Here is a 25,938-nt window from a genome sequence, read left to right as displayed (position 1 = left end):
CATTGCTATTTTCTTTTTCTTCCGCTAAAGTTAAATGTTGATGCTATAGTTTTGAAGGTGAACATATGACACAAGAAAAATTTTCACAAAAATCGTTAACACACGCTGATATTCCGCGTGCGACATATCATATTCCGAAAACATCTACCCATTTAATTATGGAAGAAGATGTAGATGCGGCTTATTTCCGCGCTCTTGAACAACAAAATGTTTTTTTAAACGAAAAACAATTAGAAGCCGTGCGCACAACAGAAGGTCCTGTTCTTACACTAGCTGGTGCCGGAAGCGGGAAAACATCTGTTTTAACAACTCGCGTTGGTTATTTAGTAAATGTAAAACAAGTTCATCCACGAAATATTTTATTACTTACATTTACACAAAAAGCAGCTGAAGAAATACGAAGTCGTGTTGCGAAGTTACCAGGCATGAATCATGCAGCAAGTAGCTACGTAGTTGCTGGTACATTCCACTCTGTTTTCTTAAAATTGCTTCGTAGCCAAGGGTATAATCAGCAAATTTTAGCAAATGAAAAACATAAACAAATTATGATAAAGAAAATCTTAAAAGAATTGCGTTTAAAAGACGATTATGATGCGGAAACGATGCTCGCGATGATTTCACTTGAGAAAAACAAATTAAATCGTCCGAAAGATGTAAAAGCGAAAACACCAGTCGAACAAGAATTTAAAGAAGTATACGAACGTTTTGAAGAGGTAAAACAAAGATACAATTATATTGATTTCGATGACATCTTATTGGAAACATATTATATGTTAGAAAATAATGCTCCTTTACTAACTCAATTACAACAACGGTTTCACTACATTGAAGTAGATGAGTTTCAAGATACATCGTATGCACAATATGAAATCGTAAAATTGTTAGCCACGCCAAGAAATAATTTATTTATCGCAGGTGATGACGACCAGGCGATATACGGCTGGCGAGGAGCAAGTCACCAAATTATTTTATCTTTTCCCAAAGAATTTGATAACACAACAATCATTGCACTAAATACGAATTATCGATCCAATCCCTTTATCGTCGGGCTTGGAAATGAAGTTATAAAATTAAATCAAGAACGTTTTGATAAAGAGCTATACTCTGTTCGTGAGGAAGGTGTACAACCTTTTTATGCAAGACCTGCTACGACTCTTGACGAAGCAAATCAAATTTTGCAGCTTATTCAAGAAAAAGTAGAGAGTGGTGAACGTAACTTTAAAGATTTTTGTTTACTGTATCGCACACATTCTGTAAGTCGTTCGTTACTTGATCAGCTTACCATTCATAAAATCCCGTTTATTAAACACGGGGCGAGCCAATCATTTTATGAACATTCTTTAATCAAGCCTGTATTAGATCATTTAAGACTCGTGATTGAGCCGTTTCGACTAGAATCACTTTCAAACATATTGCCGACGATGTATATCGGACGTGATGATTGTATTTCATTTATTGAACGTGAACAATGGAAATATGGTGAGGGACGCTTCCCTTCTCTTCTTCATTTCTTACTATTAAATCCAAGCTTAAAACCTTTTCAAGTGAAAAAGGTAAATGAGCGCATCGATTTTATTAAGTTTATTAAAGAATTAGAACCGAAAAAAGCATTAAAAGAAATCATTCATGGTAAAGGAAAATATTTAGAGTACTTACAAAGTAACGATCGTTCTTCCTTTACGATGCATAAAGACATACAAGAAGAAATGTTGGAAGAATTAATGGAGTCTGCAACTCGTTTCACCGATATTCCAGCTTATTTACAATTTATCGACGAGGCGATTCAAGGTCAAAAAGAAATGGAAGCATTAAAAACAATGCCGCAAAAAGATGCCGTTTCACTTATGTCAATCCATAACGCAAAAGGCCTTGAATTTCCATGTGTCTTTTTACTTGGAGCAAGTGATGGAATCCTGCCTCATACTTCTTCTTTAAAAGATGCAAATGATCGTGTTACGGAAACTTCTGAAGCGTTAGAAGAAGAACGCCGATTACTGTATGTCGCCATTACACGTGCGAAAGAAGAACTTTATATTTCTTCTCCGCAATTTTTCAGAGGAAAGAAATTAGATATATCTCGTTTTTTATATACTGTGCGAAAAGATTTACCTGAAAAGACATCCACTAAATAAGGATGTCTTTTTTTATATCACGTTATGTACATCCCTCCTATATAAATTCCTTGTTTTTATCGTGAGAATTAACGTAATATCAGCCATATTCCACTCATATTGTAATAGTGTATGTCAGAACTCACGAGAAGGAGTGAACATAATGAGCTGCAATTGTAATGAAGATCATCAACATGAGTGTGATTTCAACTGTGTATCGAATGTTGTTCGTTTTATACATGAACTACAAGAATGTGCAACGACAACATGTGGATCTGGTTGCGAAGTTCCATTTTTAGGTGCACATAACAATGCATCAGTAGCGAATACACGTCCTTTTATTTTATACACAAAAACTGGAGAACCTTTTGAAGCATTTGCACCATCTTCAAGCCTTACTAGCTGCCGTTCTCCCATTTTCCGCGTAGAAAGTATAGATGATGATGACTGTGCTGTATTGCGTGTATTAACTGTAGTTTTAGGTGATGGTACCGCTGTACCACCTGGTGACGACCCAATCTGTACGTTTTTAGCTGTACCAAATGCAAGACTAATATCAACCTCCACTTGCATTACTGTTGATTTAAGTTGCTTCTGCGCTATTCAATGCTTACGCGATGTTTCTATTTAAAACTAAATAATGAGTTAAGCATGGATTGGGTGGCAGATAATTCTGCCACCCAATCCATGCTTAAAGAGTATTCTTATGTAAATTTCTTAAAATTGGGAACTTGTCTAGAACATAGAACCTGTCCTTTTCATTAACTGAAAGTAGAAACAGATAAAGGAGTGAAAAACATGTTCTCTTCTGATTGCGAATTTACTAAAATCGATTGCGAGGCGAAGCCAGCTAGTACACTACCTGCCTTTGGTTTTGCTTTCAACGCGTCTGCACCTCAGTTTGCTTCACTATTTACACCACTATTATTACCTAGCGTAAGTCCAAACCCAAATATTACTGTTCCTGTAATAAATGATACAGTAAGTGTCGGAGATGGCATTCGAATTCTACGAGCTGGTATTTATCAAATCAGTTATACATTAACAATTAGTCTTGATAACTCACCTGTTGCACCAGAAGCTGGTCGTTTCTTCTTATCATTAAATACACCAGCTAATATTATTCCTGGATCAGGTACAGCAGTTCGTTCTAACGTTATTGGTACTGGTGAAGTAGACGTATCCAGCGGTGTTATTCTTATTAACTTAAATCCTGGTGACTTAATTCAAATTGTGCCAGTTCAGTTAATTGGAACTGTAGACATTCGTGCTGCAGCATTAACAGTTGCACAAATTAGCTAGTAAAAAGCGGTATTTCTAATACAGAAATACCGCTTTTTATATATAATAAAAAACACTCACAGTAGCATGAGTGTTTCATTCTTCATATTGTTTTATTGTGTTCTTCTTTTTCCCACAATTGCATCCCTTTTTCTTCACAAATCCTTGTTGTTGTAATTGTTCTTGATATGCCTGTTGTTGTGCTTGGTGTTGTTGCTGTATATGATACCACTGCTGCAGGTCATATGAATTTTGCCTTGGATTATTGCTCACAGCAAACATCTCCTCTACTGTCAATTCTGTCTATTTACTATATGAACAACTCTTTATTTCCGTTCCCTCATTCTTTTAAACTCCGCTTTTTCTCTTATTATGAAAATATATTATTCTCCCATAAAATATCCTGTAATCGTTTCAATGATTGCTGCTGCTCCTGCAATGGCTAATAATGCAAGTAACGGTTCTGCAACGATAGGAATCCAATTATATAAGACTAATAAAAAAGCACTAACCCATACACCTGTACACCAATAACAGCTTAACAATTCGCCAATCCACTTTCTTAATCCTTTACCTTTCACTTTTGTAAACGTTGATACACTTCCATCCGGCTCCGTAATCTCTAATTCATCAATAAATGGTCTTCGCAAAAAGGCTGTAATTTTATCATAAACAATTAAACGAGTGAGCCTAAAAGCAGCTAACGCAAAAATAAAAAATAAAAGCCAGCTTGTAAACAGCATGATTCCACCTTCCCTTATCCTCTTTCGCCTATTTAAAAAAAAAGGTCTTGAGATTGTGACCAAATCTCCTCGACTCCAATATCTTATTAATGTAAATACAAACAAGAAGATAAGGAGTGACATTAATGAGTTGTAACGAAAATAAACACCATGGCTCTTCTCATTGTGTAGTTGACGTTGTAAAATTCATCAATGAATTACAAGATTGTTCTACAACAACATGTGGATCTGGTTGTGAAATCCCATTCTTAGGTGCACACAATACTGCATCAGTAGCTAATACACGCCCTTTTATTTTATACACAAAAACTGGAGAACCTTTTGAAGCATTTGCACCATCATCAAGCCTTACTAGCTGCCGTTCTCCAATTTTCCGTGTGGAAAGTGTAGATGACGATAGCTGTGCTGTACTACGTGTATTAACTGTAGTTTTAGGTGACAGTTCTCCGGTACCACCTGGTGACGATCCAATTTGTACGTTTTTAGCTGTACCAAATGCAAGATTAATATCTACAACTACTTGCATTACTGTTGATTTAAGCTGTTTCTGTGCGATTCAATGCTTACGCGACGTTTCTATCGTAAAGTAAACTAAAAAACTATTGGGGTGGTAGAAGCTTTCTACCACCTTTACATATTTAAAAACCGGCCATACTAATCGATTGGATATCATCTATAGACAGCCTAATATCTCTCATACTATTTTGCGGCATAATAGATACAATGCCATTTCGATACGATATGATTGATCCAACATATGAGACTGTAGCTGTTTTTATTCTGCACCTTACTTTCGGAATGTAATGAGGGCGGTTTAGTAAAAAATGAATTTTTTCATCATTATTCATATCCTTAAATGATTTATTATACGGGACAGTTCTTACTGGTTCTGGTTCTTGCTCTTCTTGCTCTGCGTGTTCTTCTTTTTCTTCTATTTTTTCTTCCACTTGCTGCTCTTCTTGTTGTTCTTGTTCTATTACCTCTTCCACAGCACTACTTACAATATTTTCTTGTCTATTACTTTTCTCTTTTTGATCTTCATTTTCAAAGTTTGTCAGAATAATCCTTTTTATTTTCGGTGCAGCAAGTTCTAAACTTACTTGCGTGATATATAACAACGGTTTTCCAACTGTTGAACTTTTATTTTTATTCTTCACACTCGTCCCTCCCACTTCCATACGTAGCTAAATAAATCGTGTACTATTATAGTTATATTCATCACGTGGTAAGAACTTTCGTTAAAAATCGTTCTTTCTCAGAACAAATAAAAAGGACAATCTCAGCATTTAGAGATTGTCCTTTAAAAATTAATATTATATTTATCCTAGGATATGATACCCTGAATCAACATGAATGTTTTCTCCTGTTACACCGCGTGCTAAATCACTGAATAGGAATACTGCTGTATCGCCAACTTCTTCTTGCGTTGTTGTACGACGAAGTGGTGCGCGCTCCTCAATTTCTCTTAAGATTGAGTTGAAATCGCCTACACCTTTTGCAGATAACGTACGAATTGGTCCTGCAGAAATAGCGTTAACACGAATACCGTGTTGACCTAAATCGTTCGCTAAATATTTCACGCTCGCTTCTAATGAAGCTTTCGCAACACCCATAACGTTATAATTTTTCACAACGCGCTCGCCGCCAAGGTATGTTAACGTTAAAATATTTCCGCCTTCTGTCATTACTTTTTTTGCTTCTCTTGCTACAGCTGTTAAAGAGAATGCACTAATATTTTGTGCAAGTAAAAATCCATCGCGAGAAGTATCTACAAATTCACCTTTTAAGTCATCGCGATTTGCAAAAGCAATACAATGTGCTACACCGTGAATAGTACCTACTTCTTGTTTAATTGTTTCAAAGCAAGCTGTAAGTTCCTCATCATTCGTTACATCACAAGGTAATACAAGTGATTCTTGTCCTTCTAATGTGTCCGCTAATTCACGAACGTTTCTTTCTAAACGTTCTCCTGCATATGTGAATATTAATTTTGCACCTGCATTATGCAAAGAGCGAGCTATTCCCCATGCAATACTTCTTTGGTTCGCAACGCCCATAACAACAAATGTTTTCCCTTGTAATAGTTCCATGATATATCCTCCCAGAAATACTTATACTTGTTATTAGTACCTGATACTATAATTATAGTACCATAAAACCGCTTAAAGGCAAACAAAAAAGTCATTAACAGAAATTTGTTAATGACTTTTGGTTTCTATAAAAAACCGCTCTAATCCTTCTTCCCAAGACGGCATTTGTGAAAAACCATTTAATCTTAGCATGTTATGTTGAAAAATAGAATATTTGGGCCTCGCAGCCGCAGCCCCGAATTCTTCCGTTGAAACAGGTAATACATTCACTTTCATATTGGCGTACGAAAATATCTTTTGTGCAAATTCAAACCAAGAGCATGAGCCTCTGTTTGATACGTGGTATGTACCGTATAAAGAAGTATGAATGAGCTTATTAATAACCATATTCAAATCCGCCACATACGTAGGAGAGCCAACTTGATCCGCTACAACAGATATTTCATCTCTTTCTTTTCCTAATCGCATCATCGTTTTCACGAAATTATTCCCATATTTACCATATAGCCACGATGTGCGAACGATAAAATATTTATTATGTAACTCTTTGACGAACTGCTCCCCCGCATACTTAGAGGCCCCATATATATTTATCGGCGCTGGACTATGAAATTCGTCGTATCCATCTGGTCTGGCGCCTTGAAATACATAATCAGTACTAATATAAACTAGCTTCGCCCCTACTAATTGTGAAGCAACCGCTACATTTCGAGCTCCGATTGCATTTATTCTATATGCAAGATCCTGTTCTTTCTCCGCATGATCTACTTTCGTATAGGCAGCACAATGAATAATTATATGTGGTTTTATTTCTTGTACCACTTGTTGTATTCGGGATATATTTGTCACATCTAATAACTTTTTATCAAATGGATATATATCATATTCTTCAGAGTCTAACTCTTCAAATAGTTGCTTTCCTAATTGACCGTTTGCTCCTGTTATGATAACCCTCTCTTTCATTTAACATGCCCCTTACTAATCTTTTAGTGGTTTCCACCATTCCTTATTCTTTTCATACCATTTCACCGTCTCTTGTAATCCTTGTTCAAACGTATATTTCGGTTCCCAATCAAATTCATTCTTCATTTTCTCTGCATCAATCGCATAACGACGATCGTGCCCTAAACGATCTGTAACATATTCAATGTCTTTTTTTGTTTTTCCTAAAAGAGTAATAATTTGTTCCACAACTTCTACATTTGTTTTTTCATTATTTCCACCTATATTATATACTTCTCCGACACGTCCCTTATGCAAAACAACGTCAATCGCACTGCAATGATCCGTTACATGTAACCAATCTCTTACATTTAAACCATCACCATATAACGGTAGTTTTTTTCCTTCTAGTGCATTCGTAACCATTAATGGAATTAATTTTTCAGGATACTGGTACGGTCCATAATTGTTAGAACAACGCGTTACTATAACCGGTAATTGATATGTTTTATAGTAAGATAGAGCTATCATGTCCGCGCTCGCCTTACTTGAAGAATATGGACTATTTGGAGCTAACGGCGTTTTCTCTGTGAACTTCCCTGTTTTTCCTAAAGAGCCATACACTTCATCCGTTGATACTTGCACAAGTTTTATATGTGAATATTTTTTAACTAGTTCTAATAAAGTGACCGTCCCAATTACATTTGTATCATAAAAAGGAATCGGATTTTCAATACTACGGTCCACATGTGATTCAGCTGCAAAATTTACAATCACTTGTACATCCCGCTCTTTTATAACGTGTTCTAATAGCTCTCCATTTTGAATTTCTCCCTTTACAAAAAAGTAATTCGGGTGATCCAGAAGAGATTTTACGTTATTTAAATTCCCGCTATATGTTAATGCATCGTAATTAATAATTTTATACGTTTCATAACTTTGTAGCATGTAATGAACGAAATTACTTCCAATAAATCCAGCCCCACCTGTTACTAATATATTCATAAACAACGCTCCTACTTAAAAACTATCTTCATATTCCTCTAATAATGGTAATATCTGATCCTTATCGGACAATATAGGATCGGTTACTGGCCAAGGAATTGCTAAATCTTTATCTTCCCAAAGTAATCCTGAGTCATGCTCTGCGCTATAATATTCATCTACTTTATACATAACGATAGTATGCGGAACAAGCGTGCAAAATCCATGCGCAAACCCTTTTGGCACTAGTAATTGCCGATGGTTATCTCCACTTAAAATATATCCTTTCCATTGTTTAAATGTTGGTGATTTTTTTCGTAAATCAACGATAACATCATAAATTGCCCCTTGCATAACTTGAATGAGTTTCGTTTGTGCTTTCGGTTTTTTTTGAAAGTGTAGTCCCCGAATCGTTCCTGCCTTAGCCGAATAAGATACGTTATCCTGTACAAATGAATACGTTATCCCTAATGTTTCTAGCACCTGCTTATTATAACTCTCTGAAAAAAAGCCACGCTCGTCTCCAAACAACCTCGGTTCTAACAATTTTGCATCGGTAAAATTTGTTTCTACAACTTTCATATTCTCACCTATTCTCCGTTAAACTGTTTCCCAAAATTAATATCACGCGCTAACGTATTCGCCTTTTGAAGCGAAGCATGAGTTCCCGCATCAGTCCACCAGCCGTTCATTTCATTATAAGTAAGTACCCCTCGTTTTAAATACCAATTATTTATATCTGTAATTTCAAGTTCTCCCCGTGCAGAAGGTTTTAATTCTTTAATATAAGAAAAGACTTTCGAATCATACAAATAAATTCCCGTAACCGCATAAGAACTTTTCGGCTCTTTCGGCTTTTCTTCAATTTCAACTATTTTTCGGTTTTGAATATGTGCTACGCCAAATCTTTCGGGATCTTCTACAGATTGCAATAGCACTTTCGCACCTTCTTTTTGATTTGCAAACTCTTCAACATACGGAAGAATATCATCTGAAAAAATATTATCCCCTAATATAACTACCATACGATCATTCCCGACGAAATCTTCACAAAGCCCTAACGCCTGTGCGATCCCGCCCGCTTTATCTTGCACACGATACGTAAAGGACACTCCAAATTCATGACCACTCCCTAAAAAGCTAACAACATCCCCCATATGCTCTTTACCCGTAATAATCATAATATCTGTAATATCGCATTGTTTTAGCTTATATACCGCATGATAAATCATCGGATACCGACCAACAGGAAGTAAATGTTTATTCGTTACTTTCGTTATTGGATATAATCTCGATCCAGTACCACCTGCTAAAATAATTCCTTTCACTTTGCATCTCTCCTTTATGATGGAGATAATATATCTTTGTAATGTTCTACAAACACTTTCCGGTACTTCTCATATGTATCCGCATCAAACTCATCCCCGTTGTAATGAATACACCATAAATTTGCTTGATTTGGGATACCGATTAAATAACCAGCCCTTTGAAACTCTAAAGACTGTGACACATCATAAAAGTGAAACCCTTGAAACAAATCTTCTCGCCACGGAATATCATACTGCGTTGCCATGAATAAGCCATCAATTGCCTGAACTGACAAAAATGGTTGATTACCATAAAAAACCTGATCTAAATTTAATAATTGATAATTCCATCTTCTATACTCAATCACTTTCCCTACTAAATTTTTCCCTTCCCACCATATCCCGTTATTCGGTAAAAACTGAGCCCCAGCGACTCCTATTAAACCAAGCTTTTCATTTTCTTTAAAAAGAGATATAAGTGTAGAAAACATGTCTCGATTAATAAGATATGTATCTTGATGTATATACACTTTGTATTTCGCTGGATATGAAAGGGCTCGGTTGTATGCACTTGCCATACTTTGTGCATCTCGTATCGGAAAAATTTGCACGACATAACCTGGGGGAACAAAAATGTTTCTTATTTGGCTCTCACATTGTTTGAAAAGCTCCTCATTATTTACACAAACAACGACTAATATTGTATGATCTTTCATTTTTGTCCCCCCTTTTATTCTTCCTTATTTACATCTGACATATATTGTTCCACAAATATTTTCCGATACTTTTCATAGTTCGTCATATTCACATCAAAATGATAATGGATACACCAAGCATCGCGCTGTACAGGTACACCAACTGTATATCCTGCTTTTCTAAATTCAAATGATTGAGATACATCATAAAAATCAAATCCGTCAAATAAGTCTTCTCGCCACGGAACATCATATTGTGTGGCCATTAATAAACCATCAATACATTCTACAGGAATAAATGTTTTTGATTCATGATACGGTTGTTCTAAACTTGCCATATAAAACAAATCATTCATATAACCAATGACCTTTCCTACAATTCCACGCCCTTCGTTCCATACACCAGTCGGAGGAACATATTGCGCTCCAACCATCCCAATCATACCAAGGTGTTCATGTTCCTCAAATAATTGAAGTAATCCGTATAAAAAAGCCCTATTTATAATAAAAACATCTTGATGTAAATACACTTTATACTTCGCTGGATGCGAAATGGCTTGATTGTATCCACTCGTCATACTTTTCGCATTTCGAATCGGCATAAATTGTACAATATACCCTGGCGGTACTAACAATTGCAATATATGTCGAACGCAGTTTGCATACAATTTCCGATCATTTATACATGTAACAAATAATATTGTTTTGTCTGCAGCACTCATAATTGTGATTTTTCAGCTTCAATAATATACTGAAATACAACTGTCTCAGCCATGAAGCCACTTCCAAGACGATATTTTTTACAAATTCCATATAACTCCTCAATAAGCGGCTCATACATTTTATGATCAACATATACACGATCTACTTTACTAATTGAATATCCTGCTTTTAAAAACATTCTTAGCATTTCATTGAATGTAAAGAAACGAATATGTGTTTTATCTAATAAACCATATTCTGTATACGTCCAATTTCCAGCAAGCAAGGGAGCTAATACTGAAATATGAGCAACGTTTGGTATACTTGCTAAAATCACACCATTTTGCTTTATATATGGCTTAACCTTTTCAATCACAGCCCACGGATCAAATAAATGCTCTAATACATCCCCAAATAGGACGCAATCAAATTGCCCCTCCTCATAAGGAAGATCTATTTTTTCTATATCCCCTAAAATAACATGATCTAGTCTTTCCTTCGCTTTTTCTGCCGCATCTGGAAATGCCTCAATTCCTGATACACGTGTACCGTTTTCTTTAATAGCTGCTCCCAATGCACCGCTCGAGCAACCAATATCAAGAACTTCTTTCCATTCCTTTTTTATATGCTTTAATAAATTCGGATTCGCTGCATTATAATAATGCTCGGATTTTTCTTCATATAAAGAACTTTTTTCGCGACTCATTTCACACACTCCTTATGCAAATTGAATTAGAAATATAAATCTCATATGAATTCTATAAAGTGCAGATTTTGTTCATCCCCCACTGATTATTAGCCCACAAATAGTAGTATAAAATCTTTTATTTATATTGGTTACGTTACTGATACTCTAATATATAACCAATCTATTAGAGTTAGAATAACGATACATCATTTCTAAAAAACGAAACCTATTACACTTTATATGGTTTATCAAAAACCCCCCGAAAATATTTACGATTATATTCAATTGCAGCATTATTTGGAACATAAGAAGCTGCTAATTCATTGTAATAATACGCTTTATCCTGCTCCCCTAACCTGCTATAACAAATACACATTTGTAAATAGGGTAACCATGTGTAGCTAGCTGGACTATGGAAAGGACTCTCCGTTGCCATTGGTACTTCCGTTGCAAGTTTAAACCAAAATATCGCTTCATTATATTTTTCTTGTTCCATATATATATATCCTATTCTTGTACAATTCTCTCCTCTAGGGACGTCATACCGAAACGACTTCACACAAGATTCGATTGCCTTCTCCCACATTCCGAGCTTTGCATAGCAATCTCCTAACTTACCACATGCATAAATTTTCTCTTCATACCATCCTTCGTCTTGATTAAGAAATGTTTCATATAGAAGAACTGCATCATCATATTTTTGGTTATCCGTCGATTCATTTGCGTAATAAAATAAATCTCTCGGACTTAATTCTTCACCTGCCGCTACAGTATTTTGAAAAATTTTCAAATTACGATTTGTTACTTTTTTTTCTTTTTTATGTGTAATAGCAACATTACTACTAAAAACCTCACCAGAAATAGCTAAATACTCATGAACCTTTCCAAACCATTGAAATTGTTTTTCACGCCTTACAAGTCGATTTCTTTTTGTACAATATAAAGGTTTCCCGTTAGAATCCATTGCAAGATGATAAGGCATCGAAACAGCATCAATTTTAGGATCTAATTCACTTTTTAAAAGTTTCAATGCTTCTTGAGCATCTTCTAATAAGACGTCATCTGCATCTAGCCACAATATATACTCTTGCGTCGCTTTTGAAAAAGAAAAATTTCTTGCTGCTGCAAAATCATCAATCCACTGGAAATCATATATGTTAGAAGTGTATTTCTCTACGATTTCTTTCGTTCGATCGACGGAACCTGTATCAACTACTATAATTTCATCCACAATTTTTTCAACTGTTTCTAAACAACGGGCTATTGTCTCCTCCTCATCTCGAACAATCATACATAAACTAATTGTAATTCCTTGCTTGTTCAACATAATCACCCTCTTCCAAATCAATCATATGTTATACATATACTAAACTTTCCATTTTTTTAAATTGTTCAAGTAGTTTAAGATTTCTTTTCAATAATTCAAATGTCCGTGTCATTTTCTTTCGGTTTTGCATCTACTATATAATGAACGCTTTATGGAGGTGAATTTATGTCAAATAATAATTATTCAAATGGATTAAATCCCGATGAATCTTTATCTGCTAGTGCATTTGACCCTAATCTTGTAGGACCAACATTACCACCGATACCACCGTTTACCCTTCCGACTGGGCCGACCGGGCCTACTGGACCGACTGGACCTACGGGGCCGACTGTACCTACCGGGCCAACTGGACCGACTGGACCTACTGGGCCAACTGGACCGACTGGACCGACTGGACCTACGGGTGGCACTGGGACTACTGGACCTACGGGGCCGACTGGTGACACTGGGGCTACTGGACCTACGGGGCCGACTGGTGACACTGGAGCTACTGGACCTACGGGGCCGACTGGTGACACTGGGGCTACTGGACCTACGGGGCCGACTGGTGACACTGGGGCTACTGGACCTACGGGGCCGACTGGTGACACTGGAGCTACTGGACCTACGGGGCCGACTGGGGCTACTGGACCGACTGGACCGACTGGACCATCCGGACTAGGGCTTCCAGCAGGATTGTATGCATTTAACTCCGCTGGGATTTCTTTGGATATTGGACTTAATGCTCCAGTACCATTTAATACTGTTGGATCTCAGTTTGGTACAGCAATTTCTCAATTAGATCCTGATACTTTTGTAATTAGTCAAACTGGATTCTATAAAATTACCGTTATCGTATACACTGCAGCAGTAAGTCTATTAGGAGGACTTACAATCCAAGTAAATGGGGTATCTGTTCCAGGTACTGGGGCCACTTTAATCTCAGTTGGAGCACCTATCGTTGTTCAAGCAATTACGCAAATTACGACAACTCCATCATTAGTTGAAGTAATCGTTACAGGGCTTGGGCTATCATTAGCTGTTGGTACAAATGCATCTATTATTATTGAAAAAATCGCTTAATTTTTTACTTAGCAGTAAAACTGATATCAGTTTTACTGCTTTTTCAATTTCAAATTCAATCATGAAACATTCGCTATCTACATAATCATATTGTTGTATGACATTTTGCAGGAGGCACAAATATGGAAAGTAAATCTGCTGTTCAGCTTTATCTCGAATTGCTAAAGAAGACCATTTTATTTGAAATATGGTTAGAATATGAGGCATACTTACCCGCATCTCTACATATTTCGAAAGAACTAGAATTCGAGCCAGTTACAGTCCCCCTCCCTTTATTCATTAAGCAATATGCTGAAAACCATAACTTAAAAATTGTAAAACCAAATGTTTCAAAAAGTGAACGCCATGATGGAATGGATTGGCCAAGAGCAGCACATAGTATGATTGGTCGAGAACGTATGAACCAATTACAAGAGGCGATGGAAACCGTTGTTCGTGAAAATATAGAAGGTGATTTTATTGAAACAGGTGTATGGCGCGGAGGTTCATGCATTTTTATGAATGGTTTTTTACAAGCAAACAACATTACGAATCGTAATGTGTGGGTTGCAGATTCATTTGAAGGTTTGCCAGCACCGAATCTAGAACAATATCCAAAAGATTACGGTGATTATTTACACACATTCGATTACTTACGCGTCTCTTTAGAACAAGTACAAGAGAATTTCAAAAAATATGATTTACTAAATGATCAAGTGAAATTTTTAAAAGGCTGGTTTAAAGATACTTTACCAACAGCACCAATCGAAAAAATTGCAATTGCACGGCTTGATGGTGATATGTACGAATCCACAATGGATGGTCTCGTGAACTTATATGATAAAGTTTCTAAAGGTGGCTATATAATTATCGATGACTACGGGCTACCGCCATGCGCTGAGGCTGTGACAGACTTTAGAAACCAACGAAATTTAAAAGCCCCTATTACTAAAATTGATGTATTTGGCGTTTATTGGAGAAAAGAATAAAAAAGATTTAACCTATAGGAGATTCCATTTTCACTCATTCTTCTCTTACTTCTGATCCAATTAAGTATTCTTTTTCGGAATCTCCCTACATATAACAATTGTTTTCCTGTGTTCTCTCACTACAAATTGAAAATTTTATTAATAGAGTTACTGCATATTCTCACATAAGAAAGGGGTATACTCATGAGCGAATTTAACAAAGAAATGACTTTACTCCCCCCTCCTGAACTCGTCCAATATGTAGGTGGCGACTTCAAAAAAGTTGGAAAAGAGTTCCTAAAGTATTTTATTCAAATTGGCGCTTTAAAACCAAATGAAAAAGTATTAGATGTAGGCTGCGGCGTCGGCCGAATGGCTGTACCATTATTGAATTACTTAAATGATGATGGAGCGTATTATGGATTTGATTTGTTTAAAGATGGAATTGCTTGGTGTCAAAATAACATTTCAACTATGCGTAATAATTTTCACTTTGAACATGTTGACATATACAATCAATTCTATAATCCAGAAGGAAAAGAAGATGCCTCTCAATATCGTTTTCCCTATGAAGACGGGACATTCGATTTTATCTTTTTAACTTCTGTATTTACGCATCTTCTTCCAAAAGAATTAGAACATTACGTATCTGAAATTGTACGTGTATTAAAAAAAGACGGGAGATGTTTCATTACATTCTTTCTTATAAATCCTGAATCGTCCTATTATTTAAATGCAGGACAAAGTACATTAGGTTTTTATCATCGAATCGAAAATTGCTACGTTGTAAATAAAGATATTCCGAATTTCGCAGTTGCTTATCCTGAGACAGATATTTGCAATCTATTGAATAAGTACGGCCTAGAAATAATCAATAAGCCGCATTACGGTTTATGGTGCGGCAGACATGAATATACAAGTTACCAAGATATTGTTCTTACAAAAAAAAGCTTCTGAAAGGAAGTTATGTATGATGAATGAAAAAAATCTACCTCTCGTTTCCATCCTTATTCCTACTTATAATCGGCCTCATTATTTCAAAATTGCTCTAGAAAGTGCATTGGCACAAACTTATTCTAATATTGAAATCATCATTGGAGATGACAGCACAAATGATGAAACAGCAACTTTAATACGCGAACAATACTTACCAAATTATAAAAATATAACATACATTCGAAATACCCCTACTCTAGGACAATTTCACAATGACCTTATGCTCATAGAAAAATCAAATGGTGAGTATATAAATTTTTTAATGGACGATGACGTGTTTTATAAGCATAAAATACAAAAAATGATGACCTATTTTGAGCAAGATCCCAATAAAAATCTTGCTCTTGTTACTTCTTATCGAGTACGCATTGATGATCATGGAAATCTAATAGGTGATTCCCATCCAACACAAAGGTTATATAGTGAAGACACCCCATTAAACGGGATATTTTTAGGTAATTGGATGTTAAAGGGCGGACACAACATTATCGGTGAGCCTACAACTACTTTGTTCCGAAAGGAATTGCTCACTGAACCTTTTGGCACCCTTAAAGAGCGACAATATTCTTGTAGTGTTGATATGGCCTCATGGATTTCTTTACTTTCTAAAGGAAATGCAATATACATTTCTGAGCCTTTAAGTCAATTTCGCTACCATGCTGGACAACAAATACACAATAAGCTCCTTCAAGGTTGTGAAGATTTCACACACCTTGTTATAACAGCAAAAGAATATGGCTTTTTACAAAATACTACGGACTATAGAGCAGCTCTACTTAGTGCTTACCAATGGTGTAAAAGTTCCTTAAAATACTATCTTCATCAACTAGATATTTTTCCTGACGCACATGTACGTCTCTCCTATTGTTTGGATATAATTATTAAAGAGCTAAACAATTAAACTACTCTGCAAAATTAAAAGTGTATGGACTATATGTGAATCATTCGTATAGTTCATACATTCTTTCTCATACTATAAAGTGAAACTTTAATCAGCTCTCACCAATCGGGCTTTTACGGGCAGTTGATCCCCCACCTAACTTCTTCGCTTTCGCTGAATTTTGAGGTGGGGGTCTTACTGCCCATTAATGCGGGATAAAATCCATTACTATAAAGAGCAGTAGAAAGGAATACCTACATTGAAAGATCCAAATTCTCAATATCAAATAGACTACGTATTACTATTTATTTTATTTGCCATTGGGATTGTTAGTTGTTGTGCTATTGCAAGTGCGCAAGCCTCTTTACCGCCATTTTTACAAAACGTCAATTTTGTACTAAAGCAAATCCAATGGTATTTCATTGGATTTATAGCCATTGGTGTTATTATGATTATCGACTTCGATCGTTATCAAAAAATTGCTTGGTATTTGTATAGCTTTGCAATGGTACTACTTATTGGACTAGAACTTCAAGTACCAGGTGCCGTTACAATTAAAGGCGCTACCGCTTGGTACAGGCTCCCAGGCATTGGAAATTTTCAGCCTTCTGAAATTATGAAATTGTTTTTAATTATCGTCATTGGAAGAATTATAGCAAATCATAATGAGAAATATTTTTCCCAAACGATACATGACGATTTTTTACTACTTGGAAAAATATTTGCGACAAGCTTGCCACCACTACTACTTATTGCAAAAGAACCAGATTTAGGAAACACAATGGTCATTTCAGCGATGCTTGCAGCAATGATACTAGTTTCTGGCATCCGATGGCGTTTTATTTTTGGATTAGTTTCAGGTACTTTCGTTGCTGGATCTACATTAATATATATTTTTTTTACTCACACAGATTTCTTTAAAGCACACATTTTAAAAGAATATCAATTAAATCGCTTCTACGGATGGTTAGCACCTTACAAATATGATGCACAAGGCTATCAATTAAGACAAGCATTCTTAGCGACTGGATCCGGAGAAATGCAAGGAAAAGGGTGGGAAAATGGACAAGTATATTTTCCAGAACCACATACAGATTTTATTTTCACTAATGTCGCTGAACAATTTGGATTTCTAGGCGCAAGTGTCATTATTTCTCTTTTTTTCTTACTCATTTTTCGAATGATTCATATTGCTTTAGAAAGTAATGACCCTTTCGGTAGTTACATTTGCGCTGGTACAATCGGAATGTTTACTTTCCAAGTATTCCAAAATATCGGGATGACAATCGGATTACTTCCCATTACAGGGATAACATTACCTCTTATGAGTTACGGAGGAAGTTCACTGCTTACATACATGATTGCGATTGGATTCATTTTAAATGTTCGCTCAAGAACGAAAATCTTTATGTTTAAATGAACAACACAAAAACGCTATATTTTTATCTCTATCCTTTTTTAGATATACTAATGAAAAATATGATGGAGGTTTAAATATGAAATATGACATTATAGGAGATATTCATGGATGCTTCCAAGAGTTTCAAAATTTAACAGAGAAGCTAGGATATAACTGGAGTAGCGGTCTACCGGTTCACCCTGACCAACGTAAACTTGCATTCGTTGGCGATATTACAGACCGTGGTCCTCATTCATTACGTATGATTGAAATTGTATGGGAACTTGTCATACATAAAAAAGAAGCTTATTACGCTCCTGGAAATCACTGTAATAAACTATATCGATTTTTCCTTGGGCGTAATGTAACAGTCGCTCACGGACTTGAAACAACTGTTGCTGAATATGAGGCACTTCCTTCTCATAAGCAAAACGTTATAAAAGAAAAGTTTATCACTCTTTATGAACAATCACCGCTCTACCACATACTAGATGAAAAAAGAGTAATCGTATGTCACGCTGGGATTCGGCAAGATTACATAGGAAGACGAGATAAAAAAGTACAAACCTTTGTATTATATGGCGATATTACAGGAGAGAAGCATGCCGATGGCTCACCTGTCCGTCGCGATTGGGCGCAAGAGTACAAGGGGCAAGCTTGGATTGTATATGGACATACACCAGTAGCAGAACCTCGATTCGTCAATCAGACAGTCAATATTGATACTGGTGCTGTATTTGGTGGCAAATTAACCGGATTACGTTATCCTGAAATGGAGACTATCTCTGTTCCTTCTTCTTTACCTTTTGTCGCTGAGAAATTCCGTCCAATTTCATAACTACCTTACTTAGCGAAAGATTACCGTATTATTTAGGCAGATCTCATATAAAACTAGGTAAAGTAATTAAAAAAAGATGCAATAAAGTGCATCTTTTTTTAATTACACTACATATAATGTCGCAGGAGGTGACAGAATGAAGAAAAAATCTTCTAAACAAAAAAGAAAATTTCCCCCTTTATATCTGCCCATGTACGGAATTAACAACTGGTGTAGTATTCGGGCTGCAGCGATAGAAGAACTGGAAGAACAAGAGTCATCAAAAAAAAGCAAAGTAAAACCAACATATGTCTCTTTAGAAAATGCTGTGATGAGCCGCATAATCGATCGCAGAAAAATAAAGATGCAACAAAAAAATAAACAGCTCTCAAATCAAGATGAACAGGTAATACATTCTAATCAAACAGAAGAAAAGACGGAAGAAAATATTTCTGTAGCAATAAATAAAAAAGTGGAACCAGAAATTCCAGCTGCTATTATAAACAAAGTAAAAAAAATAAAAGAGGCATTGGCTTCATCGAATGATATACAAACTGAAAAACCACTCATAATTGAGACACCTACACCTGAAAATACAAAAGTTAAAAGGGGCGGCCGATATGCATATGCGGAAGGGCTTCACTCTCATGCGGAGGGCATGGCAGCACATGCGGAAGGCTTATTAACACACGCAAAAGGTTCTTTCTCTCATGCAGAAGGATCAAACTCAAAAGCAACCGGACATAGTTCCCATAGTGAGGGAAGTGAAACGACAGCAGGCGGAGCTTATTCTCATGCAGAGGGTAAACAGACGATTGCTTTAGGCGAAGCAGCACACGCAGAAGGAACCGCAACTATCGCTAACGGATCCTCTTCTCATGCGGAAGGTCATCATACATCAACAGCTCATTTTGCAGGTAGCCATATTATGGGGCGCTTCGGCACTGCAGAAGAAGCTTATTCTTGGTTTATTGCAAATGGTGTAAGCGACACCGACCATAATATCGGGGCTAAATGGCTTGCCCATAATGGAGAAATGTACATTGAGGGTGCGTCTTACAATGCAAGTGGAACGGATTTTGCACAAATGTTTGAAACCGAAGATCATAAACCTATTGATGTCGGTTATTTCGTTACATTTAGTAGCGAAGAAAAAATTCGGATAGCTACTTCACACGACTCGTTCATTTTAGGAATATCTAGTGCAACCCCTGCCCTTATAGGAAATAGCGGGGCTTTAAGTTGGGAAAAACGTTATAAAACAGATAACTTTGGAAAACGCCAATATGTATGGACGGAAACCGAAGAAATACAACCTCTTTTAAATACAGAATGGGATCCAACTCGCAAATATGTAGCAAGAAAAGATCGCGCCGAGTGGCTTCCTGTCGGATTAATTGGACAAATGTTAGTACGTGATGACGGCACTTGCGAAGCACATGGATTTTGTCTTCCAAATGACAATGGCATTGCTACAAAAGCCGAAAGTGGATTTTTCGTTATAAAGCGTACGGGTGAAAACCAAATTTTAATATTATTCCGCTAAGAAAAAAGGGAACAAAATTCTTTATAATATAAGAATTTTGTTCCCTTTTTAAGTATGCCGCAACACTTCTTGCATATCGCTTGGAAGCTTTATAGTGAAAGACATCTCTTTCTCTAAAATAGGATGATAAAACGTCAAAGATTTACTATGAAGTGCTTGCCGTTTCATTTCATCCCTTCTCCCTCCATATAAGCTATCACCAAGTAATGGATGTCCTACATGAGCCATATGCACACGAATTTGATGCGTTCTTCCTGTCTCAAGCTCAAGCGCTACATGTGTCTTATGATATGTACTATCAATTACTTTAAAATGAGTAACTGCCCTTTGTCCATCCTCACAAACCGTTCGCTCAATAATGCTATCAGATTTTCGACCAATTGGTGCATCAATCATTCCTTCTCGTTCTACAATCTTTCCGTGAACAATTGCTTCATACGTTCGTTTCACAGCTTTTTGTTGATGCTGCTTCGATAAAAGATGATGCACGAAACGATTTTTTGCAATGAGCATAAGCCCCGAAGTATCACGATCTAAACGTGTTACGATGTGCACTGTACTTGCAAGATGCTGCTTATCATAATGAGATAACAGCGCATTGGCAACACTTCCTGCCGGATGTTCTCTAGACGGAATCGTTGACATATTCGCCTCTTTATTAATGATAAGAACCGCGTCATCTTCATATATAATGCATAAAGGAATATCTTCTGCCATCATCCCTTCACTTCTTTCCTCCACTGGAAAAAAGACACGTAATTCTTCACCAGCACGCAACTGATGACGAACACTCGCATGTTGACCATTTACTTCAATTGCTCCGCCATGAAACTTTATATCCGTTAAAGCGGCTTTAGAAATACCTTTCGTTTTCAAAAATTCCCTAACTAAAGTTCCCTCTTCAGCCGGCCCTATATCCCATTTCAATGTAAATCTGTTCAAATATATAACCCTTTCTATTTATCTGCAACAAACGAGTCACGAACTCGTTTCCAGAACGGGAATGGGCGGAAACGAACAAATCGTACTTTCTCGTTTGCGACGCGATACTGGATTGATTTCACATCTTGATGAACCATCGTCAAATGATCCACTGTAATTTGTAAGTTCATTCCTGCAGCTGGCTTTAACACACATGTATGATGCTTCGGCAATACGAGTGGCGATCCTACAGTACGAAATACACGATTGTTAATGGACGCCATTTCTGCAATTTGAATCGCTTCAATAGATGGGTGAATAATTGCTCCGCCAAGCGCTTTATTATACGCGGTACTTCCTGAAGGAGTAGAGATACAAAGGCCATCTCCGCGGAATGTTTCAAAATATTCTCCGCGTATTTCTACTTCTGTTACTAATGTACCTTCTGCACTTTTTACAGTCGCCTCATTCATCGCTAAATACTGTGACTCTTTACTTCCATTCACATAGCGAATAATAACTTCTAAAAGCGGATATTCCACCACTTGGAATGGTGTTTTCGCAATCGCAATTACTAATTTCTCTACTTCTGTCGGTAACCAATCTGCATAGAAACCTAGATGTCCTGTATGTACACCAACAAATGCTGTTTCATCCAATCGATTATAATAACGATGAAACGCATATAAAAGCGTTCCATCTCCCCCAACAGAAATTACAATATCGGGTTCCTTTTCATCCATTATAAATCCAAAATCTAGCAAGTACTCTTTCATCGTGCTTGCCAGTGTATCTGATGATTGATCTCCCTTTGACATAATTGTAAATTTCATCGCCCAACACCCTTTAGTTTATGATTCGGAATCTTTCGTTTCTTGCTTTCTTGAAAAAGCCTTTTGCGCTTCTTGAATTTCAAGACGAATAGAAGACATTTCTTCATCTAATAAAAACGCCGCTTCAGCTGCACGTTGCAATCGTATTTTAATATCTTCAGGAAAACGTCCACTATATTTATAATTTAAAGAATGCTCAATTGTTGCCCAAAAGTTCATTGCTAGCGTGCGTATTTGGATTTCTACCAATACTTTTTGTTCACCTTGAATCGTTTGAACAGGATAACTAATGACAACATGATAAGAACGATAACCGCTATCTTTCTTTTGCGTGACATAATCACGTTCTTCCACGATTTCAAAGTCATTTCGTTTTCGAAGATATTCTACAACAGGCTTAATCTCATCAACAAATTGACACATCATTCTAAGCCCAGCAATATCCTGCATATCTTCTCTCAATCGGTCTAGCGGTACATTTCTCTTCTCCGCTTTATCAATAATACTTGCAACCGACTTTACCCTTCCTGTTACAAACTCAATTGGAGAATGCTCTGTTAACATTGCAAATTGAGTACGCATTCCTTTTAGTTTCACTTTTAGCTCTGCCACCGCTTGGTGGTAAGGTGCTAAAAATTCTTCCCAATTTCGATTCATTTCAACCACCACCAAAATCAATCCATTTGCTTATAGAAATACTTTTTCTACAGCAGTTACTAATTCTTCTCCGTAATTTGCATTACCTTCAATATTTTCAACTAAATATTCTACTTCTTCTTTTAATCCTTCTAATTCCATTTCAATGTCATTCACGCGAACGAACATAACCACATCGTTATTCATCGCTTCATGCATTGCTTCCCAGCATGTGTGCGGAATACTTACATAAATGAAAGATGATTCATTTTCTAAGATATATAAAAATGATAAATTGTCTGAGTCTACAAGTACGTGATTACGCGCACTTAACTCCTTTACCTCTATTTCACTATTTTCCGCACAAAAAATAAGAGCATTCTCTCTCTTTTCTACGCTCTTAACTTGGATTTTATTTTGCATGCTCTAACTCCTCCATCTCAACTTCCTGTCTTACTTAACAGTATTATTGTATCATAACATGGACGCAAACAAATAAAACATTGAACCAAATTTATGAAAAAGCGATAATGTGTAAAGAATTATTTTTCAAAAGGAGATTATACAATGACACAAGAAATTGAAATTGAATTCAAAAATATCGTTACAAAAGAAGAATTCGATACATTATGTAAATCGTTTTCTATTGAAGCATTTACAAAACAAGTGAATCACTACTTTGAAACACCTGACTTCTCGTTAAAAGAAGCTGGCTCTGCACTTCGTATTCGTCATAAAGGAGAAACTTATACGTTAACGTTGAAACAACCTGCAGAAATCGGTTTATTAGAAACGCATCAAGTCGTAACAGAAGACGAAGCAAAAATGATGATGGAAACAAACACAATCATTCAAGGAGCAGTAGTAGATCAATTACACAAATTACAAATTCCTGTTTCTGCTTTAACATATATGGGTAGTTTAACAACAGAAAGAGCAGAAACATTATTTAAAGGCGGAACGCTTGTCTTTGATCATAGTTTCTATTACAATCACGATGATTATGAAATTGAATTTGAAGTGCAAGATGAAGAAACAGGAAAAGCTGCATTTATTCATTTATTAACGCAACATAACATACCTGTTCGCCATACAAATAACAAAGTAAAACGCTTTTTCCTTGCCAAACAAAACAAAGCACGCTAAAGTGAAAATTCCACTAGTGAATATGTTTCACTAGTGGATACATCTCACTAAAAAAGTTTACACCCGTAGAATAAGCAAAGAATCTTTGAGAAAGCTGTTTATTTGCCCTCTCGAACATTCCATTGCTACAATAGATATACATTTCATGGAAAAAGGAGTTTATAAAGGATGAGCAAGCAACCGATGACACCATTTGAAGCAATTGGCGGTGAACAATGCATTGCAATATTAGTAGATACATTTTATTCCTATGTCAGTAAACACCCTGACTTATCTCCCATCTTCCCGGAAGATTTAACAGAAACCGCTAGGAAGCAGAAGCAATTTTTAACACAATATTTAGGTGGTCCTAATTTGTACACTGAAGAACATGGTCATCCTATGTTAAGGGCACGCCACCTTCCGTTTGAGATTACTCCAAAACGAGCAGAGGCTTGGCTATCATGTATGGAGCAAGCAATGGATGATACTGGAGTTCATGGTCATATAAGAGAGTTTGTTTTTGAACGTTTAGCATTAACCGCTCAGCATATGGTTAATACTCCAAACGAAACAGGTGAAGTGTAATGGATAAGCAGGAAGCAAAGCATATAAATATGCCATCTCCTTCCGCATGCGAGCATAAGTCTGTAGAAGCATATTTATTTATTGATCCACTTTGTAAAGATTGCTGGGAAATTGAGCCTTTTATTATTAAACTATGGCTTGAATACGGGAAATACTTCTCTATTCGTCATATCGTAACAGGAAAAGTGGATGGAACGAACGCTTCCTCACACAAATGGAATAAACCTGCTAATATTCGATTTGTGTGGGAAAAGACAACCAGTTTACAAGGTTTTTCATGTGATGGAAAGGTACATATGCAAGAAGCATCGTCAACACCATATTTAGTTTCGATGGCAATTAAGGCAGCGGAGTTGCAAGGCCGAAAAGCAGGTTCGAAGTTTTTGCGAAAACTCCAAGAATACATTTTCCTTGAAAATGTATCAAACCCTGACTGCGAACTATTACTTGCATGTGCGAAAGATAGCAATATTGATGTAGAAGAATTTAAAAAAGATCTACATTCTGCTAGTGCAAAAAAAGCTTTCCAATGTGACTTGAAATTCACAAATGAAATGCATATTACAGAAATACCTTCCCTCGTCTTTTTTCATGCGAACTCAGATGAAGAAGGTATTAAAATCGCTGGAAATTATTCCTACGATGTATACGTACAATTATTGAAAGAACTTGTAAAATGTGAAATTGAGCCAGAACCATTACCACCTTTAGAAGTGTTACTAGAAGCAACACAATTTATATCTTCAAAAGAAGTAGCATTTATTTATGATTGTCCGCAACAAGAAATTGAACGCGAACTAAAAAAATTACAACTGAAACGAAAAGTACAAATGATAGAAGTAAAATGCGAACGTTATTGGAAATGGATAGCAAAAGAAAAAGACCTGGTGTAAACACCAGGTCTTTTTCTTTACGGCTTATAAAAATATTAAAGGGGATGGGAGAAATTTTCACGTTCAAACAAAGGGGTATATGTTTGTATGTGAATTCGTTCACGCTTATTATATTACAAGATTCGACGTCAGATGACAACCCCTTTTGTCGAATTTCACACTTTTGTCACATTCTAAACGTTTTCATTTTTGAATAAGCTATAAAAAAGGTCATTTAGGGGGTTTATTTATGAAAAAATCTTATATTGCTCTTCTCTTTCTAGCTGTCATCGTTTCTTTTTTCTTGTACATCCTCTCTCTACTACAAGCTTTTCCTAAAATTATTGCCTTACCTCTTTTATTCGGAATCATCGTTATCACTCTCTCTTATTTCAATTATAAAAAACGATTCAAAGGATTTTAATTTTAAAAATCAGTCGTAAAAC

General features: G+C 36.3%; 31 protein-coding genes. 15 read left to right on the top strand and 16 right to left on the bottom strand.

What is annotated here, in order from left to right; translation table 11 throughout:
• Window positions 1–65 precede the first annotated feature (65 nt).
• The 3 genes from ACTFRU_RS09460 to exsF all read left to right on the top strand — a co-directional run bounded on the left by ACTFRU_RS09460 (window position 66) and on the right by exsF (window position 3,413).
• Window positions 66–2,132 carry an ATP-dependent helicase gene (locus ACTFRU_RS09460; RefSeq protein ID WP_000191204.1) on the top strand — a complete coding sequence of 689 codons (2,067 nt, stop codon included), beginning with the start codon at window positions 66–68 and terminating at the stop codon, window positions 2,130–2,132.
• 142 nt (window positions 2,133–2,274) lie between these two features.
• Window positions 2,275–2,742, top strand: coding sequence for a spore coat protein CotY (cotY, locus tag ACTFRU_RS09455; RefSeq protein ID WP_001277719.1), 468 nt, complete (start codon window positions 2,275–2,277; stop codon window positions 2,740–2,742).
• 167 nt (window positions 2,743–2,909) lie between these two features.
• Window positions 2,910–3,413 carry an exosporium protein ExsF gene (exsF, locus tag ACTFRU_RS09450; RefSeq protein WP_000492939.1) on the top strand — a complete coding sequence of 168 codons (504 nt, stop codon included), beginning with the start codon at window positions 2,910–2,912 and terminating at the stop codon, window positions 3,411–3,413.
• 75 nt (window positions 3,414–3,488) lie between these two features.
• On the opposite strand, the gene ACTFRU_RS09445 is transcribed toward exsF, so the two are convergent.
• Both ACTFRU_RS09445 and ACTFRU_RS09440 read right to left on the bottom strand, forming a co-directional pair.
• Window positions 3,489–3,674, bottom strand: coding sequence for a hypothetical protein (locus ACTFRU_RS09445; protein WP_029948404.1), 186 nt, complete (start codon window positions 3,672–3,674; stop codon window positions 3,489–3,491).
• 101 nt (window positions 3,675–3,775) lie between these two features.
• Complete coding sequence (locus tag ACTFRU_RS09440) at window positions 3,776–4,135, bottom strand: DUF1360 domain-containing protein (protein ID WP_000899662.1); 360 nt, start codon at window positions 4,133–4,135, stop codon at window positions 3,776–3,778.
• A gap of 125 nt (window positions 4,136–4,260) precedes the next feature.
• Here ACTFRU_RS09440 and exsY point away from each other — a divergent pair, with 125 nt between their 5' ends.
• Window positions 4,261–4,725, top strand: coding sequence for an exosporium assembly protein ExsY (gene exsY, locus ACTFRU_RS09435; RefSeq protein WP_001277744.1), 465 nt, complete (start codon window positions 4,261–4,263; stop codon window positions 4,723–4,725).
• 48 nt (window positions 4,726–4,773) lie between these two features.
• Here the strand turns inward: exsY and ACTFRU_RS09430 are convergent, their stop codons facing one another.
• The 10 genes from ACTFRU_RS09430 to ACTFRU_RS09385 form a co-directional block, all read right to left on the bottom strand.
• Entirely contained in the window at window positions 4,774–5,313 is a 540-nt protein-coding gene (locus tag ACTFRU_RS09430; protein ID WP_080348333.1) for a CotO family spore coat protein, read from the bottom strand.
• 141 nt (window positions 5,314–5,454) lie between these two features.
• Entirely contained in the window at window positions 5,455–6,225 is a 771-nt protein-coding gene (gene fabI / locus ACTFRU_RS09425; protein ID WP_000421886.1) for an enoyl-ACP reductase FabI, read from the bottom strand.
• A gap of 108 nt (window positions 6,226–6,333) precedes the next feature.
• Complete coding sequence (gene rfbD, locus ACTFRU_RS09420; RefSeq protein WP_000664653.1) at window positions 6,334–7,188, bottom strand: dTDP-4-dehydrorhamnose reductase; 855 nt, start codon at window positions 7,186–7,188, stop codon at window positions 6,334–6,336.
• 15 nt (window positions 7,189–7,203) lie between these two features.
• Entirely contained in the window at window positions 7,204–8,172 is a 969-nt protein-coding gene (gene rfbB / locus ACTFRU_RS09415; protein ID WP_086385479.1) for a dTDP-glucose 4,6-dehydratase, read from the bottom strand.
• Window positions 8,173–8,187: 15 nt separating this feature from the next.
• Complete coding sequence (gene rfbC / locus ACTFRU_RS09410; protein ID WP_000869418.1) at window positions 8,188–8,733, bottom strand: dTDP-4-dehydrorhamnose 3,5-epimerase; 546 nt, start codon at window positions 8,731–8,733, stop codon at window positions 8,188–8,190.
• An 8-nt stretch (window positions 8,734–8,741) separates the two neighbouring features.
• Window positions 8,742–9,479, bottom strand: coding sequence for a sugar phosphate nucleotidyltransferase (locus tag ACTFRU_RS09405; RefSeq protein ID WP_000676157.1), 738 nt, complete (start codon window positions 9,477–9,479; stop codon window positions 8,742–8,744).
• A 14-nt stretch (window positions 9,480–9,493) separates the two neighbouring features.
• Window positions 9,494–10,174 (bottom strand): glycosyltransferase family protein, encoded by a 681-nt coding sequence (locus ACTFRU_RS09400; protein ID WP_000651528.1) that lies wholly within the window; start codon window positions 10,172–10,174, stop codon window positions 9,494–9,496.
• 14 nt (window positions 10,175–10,188) lie between these two features.
• Complete coding sequence (locus tag ACTFRU_RS09395) at window positions 10,189–10,875, bottom strand: glycosyltransferase family protein (protein ID WP_001271185.1); 687 nt, start codon at window positions 10,873–10,875, stop codon at window positions 10,189–10,191.
• Window positions 10,872–11,561 (bottom strand): class I SAM-dependent methyltransferase, encoded by a 690-nt coding sequence (locus ACTFRU_RS09390; RefSeq protein ID WP_000085803.1) that lies wholly within the window; start codon window positions 11,559–11,561, stop codon window positions 10,872–10,874. The genes ACTFRU_RS09395 and ACTFRU_RS09390 overlap by 4 nt, the downstream gene beginning before the upstream one ends.
• A 211-nt stretch (window positions 11,562–11,772) precedes the next feature.
• Window positions 11,773–12,870 (bottom strand): glycosyltransferase, encoded by a 1,098-nt coding sequence (locus ACTFRU_RS09385; RefSeq protein WP_102956169.1) that lies wholly within the window; start codon window positions 12,868–12,870, stop codon window positions 11,773–11,775.
• Window positions 12,871–13,035: 165 nt separating this feature from the next.
• Here ACTFRU_RS09385 and ACTFRU_RS09380 point away from each other — a divergent pair, with 165 nt between their 5' ends.
• From ACTFRU_RS09380 to ACTFRU_RS09350, 7 genes are all read left to right on the top strand, one after another.
• Window positions 13,036–13,932, top strand: coding sequence for a BclA C-terminal domain-containing protein (locus tag ACTFRU_RS09380; RefSeq protein WP_157418867.1), 897 nt, complete (start codon window positions 13,036–13,038; stop codon window positions 13,930–13,932).
• Between the two features lie 122 nt (window positions 13,933–14,054).
• Window positions 14,055–14,900, top strand: coding sequence for a TylF/MycF family methyltransferase (locus ACTFRU_RS09375; RefSeq protein ID WP_000444386.1), 846 nt, complete (start codon window positions 14,055–14,057; stop codon window positions 14,898–14,900).
• Between the two features lie 183 nt (window positions 14,901–15,083).
• The gene (locus ACTFRU_RS09370; RefSeq protein WP_006929080.1) at window positions 15,084–15,836 is read left to right on the top strand and encodes a class I SAM-dependent methyltransferase; all 753 of its coding nucleotides are present in this window, start codon (window positions 15,084–15,086) and stop codon (window positions 15,834–15,836) included.
• A 13-nt stretch (window positions 15,837–15,849) separates the two neighbouring features.
• Window positions 15,850–16,776: a glycosyltransferase family 2 protein gene (locus tag ACTFRU_RS09365; protein ID WP_006929079.1), complete on the top strand. Its 927-nt coding sequence runs from the start codon at window positions 15,850–15,852 to the stop codon at window positions 16,774–16,776.
• Window positions 16,777–17,014: 238 nt separating this feature from the next.
• Window positions 17,015–18,175, top strand: a complete 1,161-nt coding sequence (locus ACTFRU_RS09360) for an FtsW/RodA/SpoVE family cell cycle protein (RefSeq protein ID WP_000654702.1) — start codon at window positions 17,015–17,017, stop codon at window positions 18,173–18,175.
• A 76-nt stretch (window positions 18,176–18,251) separates the two neighbouring features.
• Window positions 18,252–18,992 carry a bis(5'-nucleosyl)-tetraphosphatase PrpE gene (gene prpE / locus ACTFRU_RS09355; RefSeq protein ID WP_000872700.1) on the top strand — a complete coding sequence of 247 codons (741 nt, stop codon included), beginning with the start codon at window positions 18,252–18,254 and terminating at the stop codon, window positions 18,990–18,992.
• Window positions 18,993–19,128: 136 nt separating this feature from the next.
• Window positions 19,129–20,517 carry a peptidase G2 autoproteolytic cleavage domain-containing protein gene (locus ACTFRU_RS09350; RefSeq protein ID WP_000730518.1) on the top strand — a complete coding sequence of 463 codons (1,389 nt, stop codon included), beginning with the start codon at window positions 19,129–19,131 and terminating at the stop codon, window positions 20,515–20,517.
• A 48-nt stretch (window positions 20,518–20,565) separates the two neighbouring features.
• Here ACTFRU_RS09350 and ACTFRU_RS09345 read toward each other — a convergent pair whose 3' ends face one another.
• Genes ACTFRU_RS09345 through ACTFRU_RS09330 form a run of 4 tightly spaced genes read right to left on the bottom strand, consistent with a single transcriptional unit; the run spans window position 20,566 to window position 23,330 of the window.
• Window positions 20,566–21,459, bottom strand: a complete 894-nt coding sequence (locus tag ACTFRU_RS09345) for an RluA family pseudouridine synthase (protein ID WP_001079137.1) — start codon at window positions 21,457–21,459, stop codon at window positions 20,566–20,568.
• Window positions 21,460–21,473: 14 nt separating this feature from the next.
• Window positions 21,474–22,271, bottom strand: a complete 798-nt coding sequence (locus tag ACTFRU_RS09340; protein WP_000673190.1) for an NAD kinase — start codon at window positions 22,269–22,271, stop codon at window positions 21,474–21,476.
• 18 nt (window positions 22,272–22,289) lie between these two features.
• Window positions 22,290–22,928 carry a GTP pyrophosphokinase gene (locus tag ACTFRU_RS09335; protein WP_001081482.1) on the bottom strand — a complete coding sequence of 213 codons (639 nt, stop codon included), beginning with the start codon at window positions 22,926–22,928 and terminating at the stop codon, window positions 22,290–22,292.
• Window positions 22,929–22,958: 30 nt separating this feature from the next.
• On the bottom strand, window positions 22,959–23,330 hold the full coding sequence (locus tag ACTFRU_RS09330; protein WP_001180003.1) for a hypothetical protein: 372 nt from the start codon (window positions 23,328–23,330) through the stop codon (window positions 22,959–22,961).
• Window positions 23,331–23,474: 144 nt separating this feature from the next.
• Between ACTFRU_RS09330 and ACTFRU_RS09325 the strand changes: the two genes are divergently transcribed.
• The 4 genes from ACTFRU_RS09325 to ACTFRU_RS09310 all read left to right on the top strand — a co-directional run bounded on the left by ACTFRU_RS09325 (window position 23,475) and on the right by ACTFRU_RS09310 (window position 25,916).
• Window positions 23,475–24,053 carry a CYTH domain-containing protein gene (locus ACTFRU_RS09325; RefSeq protein WP_000191122.1) on the top strand — a complete coding sequence of 193 codons (579 nt, stop codon included), beginning with the start codon at window positions 23,475–23,477 and terminating at the stop codon, window positions 24,051–24,053.
• A gap of 168 nt (window positions 24,054–24,221) precedes the next feature.
• Window positions 24,222–24,620: a globin domain-containing protein gene (locus ACTFRU_RS09320; protein ID WP_000043386.1), complete on the top strand. Its 399-nt coding sequence runs from the start codon at window positions 24,222–24,224 to the stop codon at window positions 24,618–24,620.
• Window positions 24,620–25,513: a ClpXP adapter SpxH family protein gene (locus ACTFRU_RS09315; protein ID WP_000360645.1), complete on the top strand. Its 894-nt coding sequence runs from the start codon at window positions 24,620–24,622 to the stop codon at window positions 25,511–25,513. Before ACTFRU_RS09320 ends, ACTFRU_RS09315 begins: the two co-directional genes overlap by 1 nt.
• Window positions 25,514–25,742: 229 nt before the next feature.
• Window positions 25,743–25,916, top strand: a complete 174-nt coding sequence (locus ACTFRU_RS09310) for a hypothetical protein (protein WP_000750355.1) — start codon at window positions 25,743–25,745, stop codon at window positions 25,914–25,916.
• The last annotated feature ends 22 nt before the right edge of the window (window positions 25,917–25,938 follow it).

It is taken from the genome of Bacillus cereus group sp. MYBK220-1 (assembly GCF_051916445.1).
Classification (GTDB): domain Bacteria; phylum Bacillota; class Bacilli; order Bacillales; family Bacillaceae_G; genus Bacillus_A; species Bacillus_A cereus.
Note: the sequence above shows the minus strand (reverse complement) of the source record. Positions and strands in the feature narration are given on the sequence as shown.